A 5,537-nucleotide genomic window follows, 5' to 3' on the forward strand; every position below is an offset into this window, starting at 1 on the left:
ATATTGATTGATGGTAATATATAAGGTAGTGAAGGATGGATGTTTTATGACAAGAAAAAATTCTACTTTAATTAAAATGATAATGCTTTCAATATTTGTCGCAATAGGAGTTGTGATATCTCCAATTTTGAGAGTTGTTGGATTTTGTCCAACACAACATTTTGTTAATATAGTGTGTGCGGTATTTTTGGGACCATGGTATGCACTTTTGTGTGCGACGTTGATTGGGATAATCAGAATGTCACTAATGGCAATTCCACCGTTAGCATTGACTGGAGCTGTGTTTGGGGCATTTTTGTCGGGAGTTTTGTATAAAAGAACGAACAAATTAATTATGGCTTGTATTGGAGAAGTTATTGGAACGGGAATAATAGGATCGATTGTAAGCGTTCCTGTTATGAAGTTTTTCTTCGGAAAAAGCAATTTGACTTTGTTTTTCTACACACCATCATTTGTACTTGCGACTTTAATGGGAGCGACTGTAGCATTCGCATTTTTAAAGGCTATGCAAAAAAATAAAATGCTAGATAAATTAAAGGAAAGTATCAATGGATAAATTAATACAAAAAATGTCAGAGATTTACTCTGATTTGTACAACAGTAATAATCTGATTCATTGCCTTACTAATGCGATTTCAATCAATGACATGGCAAACGCAGTTCTGAGTGTTAACCAAAGTCCGTTTATGGCAGATAATCCACGAGAAGTCGAAGATGTTACGAAAAATTCTGATTCTCTGTTGGTAAATTTAGGAAACATCACGGATTATAGAATAGAATCAATCAAAAAATCCCTACGAATTGCAAATGAAAACAACATTCCAATTACATTGGATTTGGTTGGAGTGAGCGCGTCAAGATTAAGGCTTGATTTCACACTAGAAATCTTGCAAAAATACACAATAACTTGCATAAAAGGAAATTACAGCGAGATAAAATCGCTGGTTATTAAAGATTTAAGTACAAAAGGTGTGGATTCTAAAAAACTGGAAGTAAATGATGTGATTAATTATTGTAATAATTTGCACGAAAAGTACCATTCAATCGTTGTGGCAACAGGCCATACGGATATTGTGTGTTCAGATGAGATTTATCTGCTTAATAATGGCGATGAAAGGCTTTCAAAAATCACTGCGACAGGTTGTGTTGTGGGAAGTTTGATAGCGTGTACACTTAGCGTATCCCAATCGATAGAAGCATGTGTTCTAGCAATTAGCATGATGAATATTAGCTGTGAAATGATGGATAAAAGTGTTGGACTTAGTTCTTTCAAAATCGGTCTGTACGATAATTTATCCAAAATAAAATGGGAACAAATAAAGGAGAATATAAATGCGAGAAAAGTTGAATCTTAGCTTGTACTTGGTTACTGATAGGACAAATGTTAAAGATGAGGAAGTTTTTTTAACAAAGATTGAAGATTCTCTTAAAGGTGGAGTAACATTGGTACAACTAAGGGAGAAAAATATCTCTACAAGAGAATACATAGACTTGGCGAAAAAAGTGAAGGTAATTTGCGACAAGTTTGATGTGCCGCTTTTAATTGACGACAGAATTGACGTTTGCTTGGCAAGCAAGTGTGCAGGAGTTCATCTTGGAGATGAAGACATGGAAATAAAAGATGCAAGAAGAATTTTGGGAGATAATTACATTATTGGCGCAACTGCGAAAAGTGTTGCCAGAGCTGTCCAATGTGAAAAAGAAGGCGCAGATTATCTTGGAGTTGGGGCGATTTATCCGACAAAAACCCATGTTAAAACGAAAATAATATCGGTTGAAACTCTAAGAGACATCAACAATAGCATAAGCATAAAAACTGTCGCTATTGGCGGTTTAAATGAGGATAACATAGATGTATTAAAAAACAGTGGTGCAAGTGGGATAGCAGTCGTAAGAGCGTTGATGAATGACGACAATCCACAAGAAAAAGCACACAGATTATTAGAAAAATCAAAACAAATTTTAGAATTGAGGTAATTATGAAAAACAAATTTAAATTAGTATTGTTAGTTATGGTGTTGATGTTGGTTATGGTATCTTGCAAAAAAGCAAATCCAATCACACTTCCAAATATAGATGATTTACAAGTAATCACAGTTACAAAAATCGAAGAAAACAAGGAAGGACCAACGGCATCCATCACTTCGAAAAAAGATATCGTAGACACAATTAAATTGATAAAAGAAAAAGCAAAGCCAACTAGAAAAAAAACAAACAACGACACACCTGCGAATACAAAAGATTTTAGAAAAATGGAAATCTACTACGGAAAAGACGAAAAAATGACGTTGTATTTGTATCAAAACAAAAAATACTACATTGAAAAACCATACGAAGGAGTGTGGGAAATCGACAAGGATACGTTTAACAAATTAATCGGTGCAATGTAGTTTTATCGTAGAAATTTATTGTGTAGATAAACCATCATACACGAATATCTAGACTTCAAAAATTGTTGATTTCTAAATCTCAAATTCCTAAAATTGCAAACTCGTTTCACTCAAACAGTGCAATTTTTAACGGATTTCTCGATTTGAAATCAAATCAATTTTTTCCGTATGATATTCTTAGTATGATTGGTTTACTACTAAATACGAGTAATGATTTAGAGTGCATTTCGATGCGCTCTTTTTTCTTTGAAAAAATATTGCATTTGTGTCTGATCTGTATTATAATAAGTAATACAAGGAGGGCAGAATGATTAACATAAATACGACGAGTGATGTTCCAATTTACACTCAAATTCGAAACGAGATTATTAGAGAAATTGCTAGTGGAAATTTGCAAAATGGCGACGAACTTCCTTCTGTTAGACAATTTGCAAATGATTTGGGAATTAATCCTATGACGATTAGCAAAGCTTACAATATTTTGAAGGACGAAAAAATAATTGTAATAGATAGAAGAGTTGGTGCGAAGATTTGCGTGGACGAAGGTTATTCACGAAATTCATTTGAAGATGAATTGAAACTACTGTTAATGGAAGCGAAAATTCGTGGCAAATCACAAAAGGATATTAAAAATATAGTGGAGGAAATTATAAAATGATGTTGCAATTTATTTTATTTTTTAGTTTGGTGTTTATTTTGTTCATCATGCGAAGATTTAACATATATACATTGAAAATAAACGATACATTTATGTTGTTTACAAATTTTCCAAAAGGTTATGAAGATGATGAGTTCATCGTCAATTTGTTGGGAAAAACGAAGAAAAAATTGAATATATTATTTGTAGTGAGTATTGTTTTATCTTTAATTGTGTTACTTGATTATGATTGGATAATGCTTGTGTATTACAATTTAATAGTCGTTTATCTTGTGAGTGCAAATATTATCGAATACAACGCAATGAAAGAAATACGACAATACAAAAAGGACAATAATATATCGACTGAGAGTAGTATTTTGACGTATGATTTGAAGACTTCAAGAGATATTGAAAAAAAGAAAATCAAACTAAAAGCCTGGATAATTCCGCTGGTAGTTCAAATCGTATTGTTGGTAGCTTTTTTCAAAAACAGCGAGATGTTCTTCGTCATCATTTTGTTGCTAGTCGCAATGAGTGTGAGTACAATATTAACGGGATGTTTTTTGGGAAGGAAAAACACCAAAGTTTATTCGACTAATTCTGATGAAAACTTAAAGTTGAATGAAGAAAGCATCATAAAAGTGCAACAAACAATGTATGCGATATATATTATGTTTATCGTTTTGGGATTTGTTGTAGCTTATTACTCATCAAAAGATGTTTACAGAATTTTCCCGATTTTTTCATACATTGTTTTGTACACGTTAGCGATAATATTGGCTCTTTTTAAATATCAAACCATAGCAAAAAACTTAACTGCGATTAATAGCGACTTGTATAATGGAGACTTCTTTGATCCGTGGGGTTATTACAATCCGAAAGACGACAGGCTCATGGTTGAAGATGTAAGCGTGAGAAATGGTAATATGACATTTAATAGGGCAAAATTATCAGGCAAAATACTATATGCATTGACTGTTGTATTATTGATTTCAGTTGAATTTTTGATGATAAATATGAGTTTACCAAAAACGTATACTGTAGATAACACGCCAAGCACTCTTACAATTACTGAATCTGTTTATACTACTATAATCGACAAAAAATCAATCGAAAAAGTTGAGCTAATCGAAGATATCAACAAAACAGATGGCATAAGATTAAATGGAACATCACTTAAACACTATTCCTATGGGAAATTTAATATCAAGGGAATTGGAAACTGTGATGTGTACATTCATAACGACAATCCAAGAGCTATTTGGATTAAGACTAATGATAATAAGAACCTTGTGTTTAATTTCCCAACTGTAAAAGAAACCGAAAAGTTTTATAAAAATTTACACTAATTGTTTTTTTGTAAATTCTGGGTATATATTAATTAATAAATATTAGTAGAAATATTTTATTAATATGGGAGGGGATTTATGAAGAAATTTTTGATGGTTGCATTATGTATGATGATTTTTGTATCGTGTGAAAAAAAAGAAGTGTACAAGGGCGTAGAATCCAGCGTAAAAGTAGATAGAATCAAAAAAATGGATTCTCACAACAAATACACAGATAAGTTAAAGAATTCTGAGTTTATTCAGAAATTGTATGGAGATAAAATTGTCGTGTTAAAAGATGGCAAGAACTTTATTTACGACGATTCCAAGGACGAATTGGTGCAACTAGATGATGGATACGGAATACACGATGTCGATAATAAAGATTATCTACTTTACAAATCAGATGAATCTTTTGCTTCTAAGTTGATGATTAAAAGTGATGATGGAATGAAAAATCTCACATCAACAGAGCACATTAGTGATGCTAAGTTGTTGGATAAAAATGTATATGCTATGGTTTTGCGTTCTGATTCTCCAATTAAATTTTTTGAATGTGAGATTTTCAAGAATAATAATGACACATTTGAATCTACTGGCAAAATTGGGAAATTAATCAAAAACGATAAGTCTGTAATGTATATGAATTATGAAAAGGACAAATTAACTGTCAAGGATATGGACGATAAGGAAATCTTCAGTAGAGATTTGAAAGAAGATGAGTATCCTATTGATGTTGTGATGAATAATAAAGATGTCTTCTATTCTTTGTACGATTTTAAAACTGGAAATTCAAGGTTGTATAAGAATGATAAGTTGATAATGGAATCTACTATTAAAGGTTATGAAAATGTATTGAAAAGATTTAAAGTGTCTAAAAAATATATGACTTGGTTGGATAATAAGATTGCTTATAATCTAGAAAAGGATAAACTCGTATTTTTTGAAGATGCGAAAGATGATACAATGATCGTTCCAATAGGTGATAGCGTGTACAGTTTGAAAATTAAAAACTCAATTGGAGTTTTCAATGATGACACTATAAAATTCAAATAGAAAATCATGACCACCCGTAAAACGGGTGGTTTGTTCAAGGGCTATAAGCCCGAGTGATACCAACCAGCGTCTCAAGGCGCTGGTTTTCACTCCGTTCAAACCTAACTGTTTTTGCCACTTTAG

7 protein-coding genes are annotated in these 5,537 nt (G+C 32.1%); all 7 read left to right on the plus strand.

Translation table 11 applies throughout. From position 1 onward, the window contains the following. Positions 1 to 46 precede the first annotated feature (46 nt). The 7 genes from thiW to KHW44_RS05940 all read left to right on the plus strand — a co-directional run bounded on the left by thiW (position 47) and on the right by KHW44_RS05940 (position 5,414). Positions 47 to 556 carry an energy coupling factor transporter S component ThiW gene (gene thiW / locus KHW44_RS05910; protein ID WP_094203323.1) on the plus strand — a complete coding sequence of 170 codons (510 nt, stop codon included), beginning with the start codon at positions 47 to 49 and terminating at the stop codon, positions 554 to 556. Continuing rightward, on the plus strand, positions 549 to 1,355 hold the full coding sequence (gene thiM, locus KHW44_RS05915; RefSeq protein ID WP_304067135.1) for a hydroxyethylthiazole kinase: 807 nt from the start codon (positions 549 to 551) through the stop codon (positions 1,353 to 1,355). Before thiW ends, thiM begins: the two co-directional genes overlap by 8 nt. After that, a complete protein-coding gene (gene thiE, locus KHW44_RS05920) occupies positions 1,333 to 1,977 on the plus strand; it encodes a thiamine phosphate synthase (protein WP_304067140.1) in 645 nt (214 codons plus the stop codon). The genes thiM and thiE overlap by 23 nt, the downstream gene beginning before the upstream one ends. Before the next feature lie 2 nt (positions 1,978 to 1,979). Continuing rightward, the gene (locus KHW44_RS05925) at positions 1,980 to 2,390 is read left to right on the plus strand and encodes a DUF5301 domain-containing protein (protein ID WP_304067144.1); all 411 of its coding nucleotides are present in this window, start codon (positions 1,980 to 1,982) and stop codon (positions 2,388 to 2,390) included. Between the two features lie 307 nt (positions 2,391 to 2,697). Next, positions 2,698 to 3,048, plus strand: coding sequence for a GntR family transcriptional regulator (locus KHW44_RS05930; RefSeq protein ID WP_304067146.1), 351 nt, complete (start codon positions 2,698 to 2,700; stop codon positions 3,046 to 3,048). Then, a complete protein-coding gene (locus KHW44_RS05935) occupies positions 3,045 to 4,379 on the plus strand; it encodes a PH domain-containing protein (RefSeq protein WP_304067149.1) in 1,335 nt (444 codons plus the stop codon). Before KHW44_RS05930 ends, KHW44_RS05935 begins: the two co-directional genes overlap by 4 nt. A gap of 78 nt (positions 4,380 to 4,457) precedes the next feature. Further along, complete coding sequence (locus KHW44_RS05940; protein ID WP_304067152.1) at positions 4,458 to 5,414, plus strand: hypothetical protein; 957 nt, start codon at positions 4,458 to 4,460, stop codon at positions 5,412 to 5,414. Positions 5,415 to 5,537 lie beyond the last annotated feature (123 nt).

The organism is Finegoldia magna (assembly GCF_018371055.1).
GTDB lineage: Bacteria > Bacillota > Clostridia > Tissierellales > Peptoniphilaceae > Finegoldia > Finegoldia magna_I.

What these genes read in the sequence shown, in the direction of transcription:
- thiW (WP_094203323.1), top strand. Translation starts at nt 47, where the DNA reads ATGACAAGAAAAAATTCTACTTTAATTAAAATGATAATGCTTTCAATA.
- thiM (WP_304067135.1), top strand. Translation starts at nt 549, where the DNA reads ATGGATAAATTAATACAAAAAATGTCAGAGATTTACTCTGATTTGTAC.
- thiE (WP_304067140.1), top strand. Translation starts at nt 1,333, where the DNA reads ATGCGAGAAAAGTTGAATCTTAGCTTGTACTTGGTTACTGATAGGACA.
- KHW44_RS05925 (WP_304067144.1), top strand. Translation starts at nt 1,980, where the DNA reads ATGAAAAACAAATTTAAATTAGTATTGTTAGTTATGGTGTTGATGTTG.
- KHW44_RS05930 (WP_304067146.1), top strand. Translation starts at nt 2,698, where the DNA reads ATGATTAACATAAATACGACGAGTGATGTTCCAATTTACACTCAAATT.
- KHW44_RS05935 (WP_304067149.1), top strand. Translation starts at nt 3,045, where the DNA reads ATGATGTTGCAATTTATTTTATTTTTTAGTTTGGTGTTTATTTTGTTC.
- KHW44_RS05940 (WP_304067152.1), top strand. Translation starts at nt 4,458, where the DNA reads ATGAAGAAATTTTTGATGGTTGCATTATGTATGATGATTTTTGTATCG.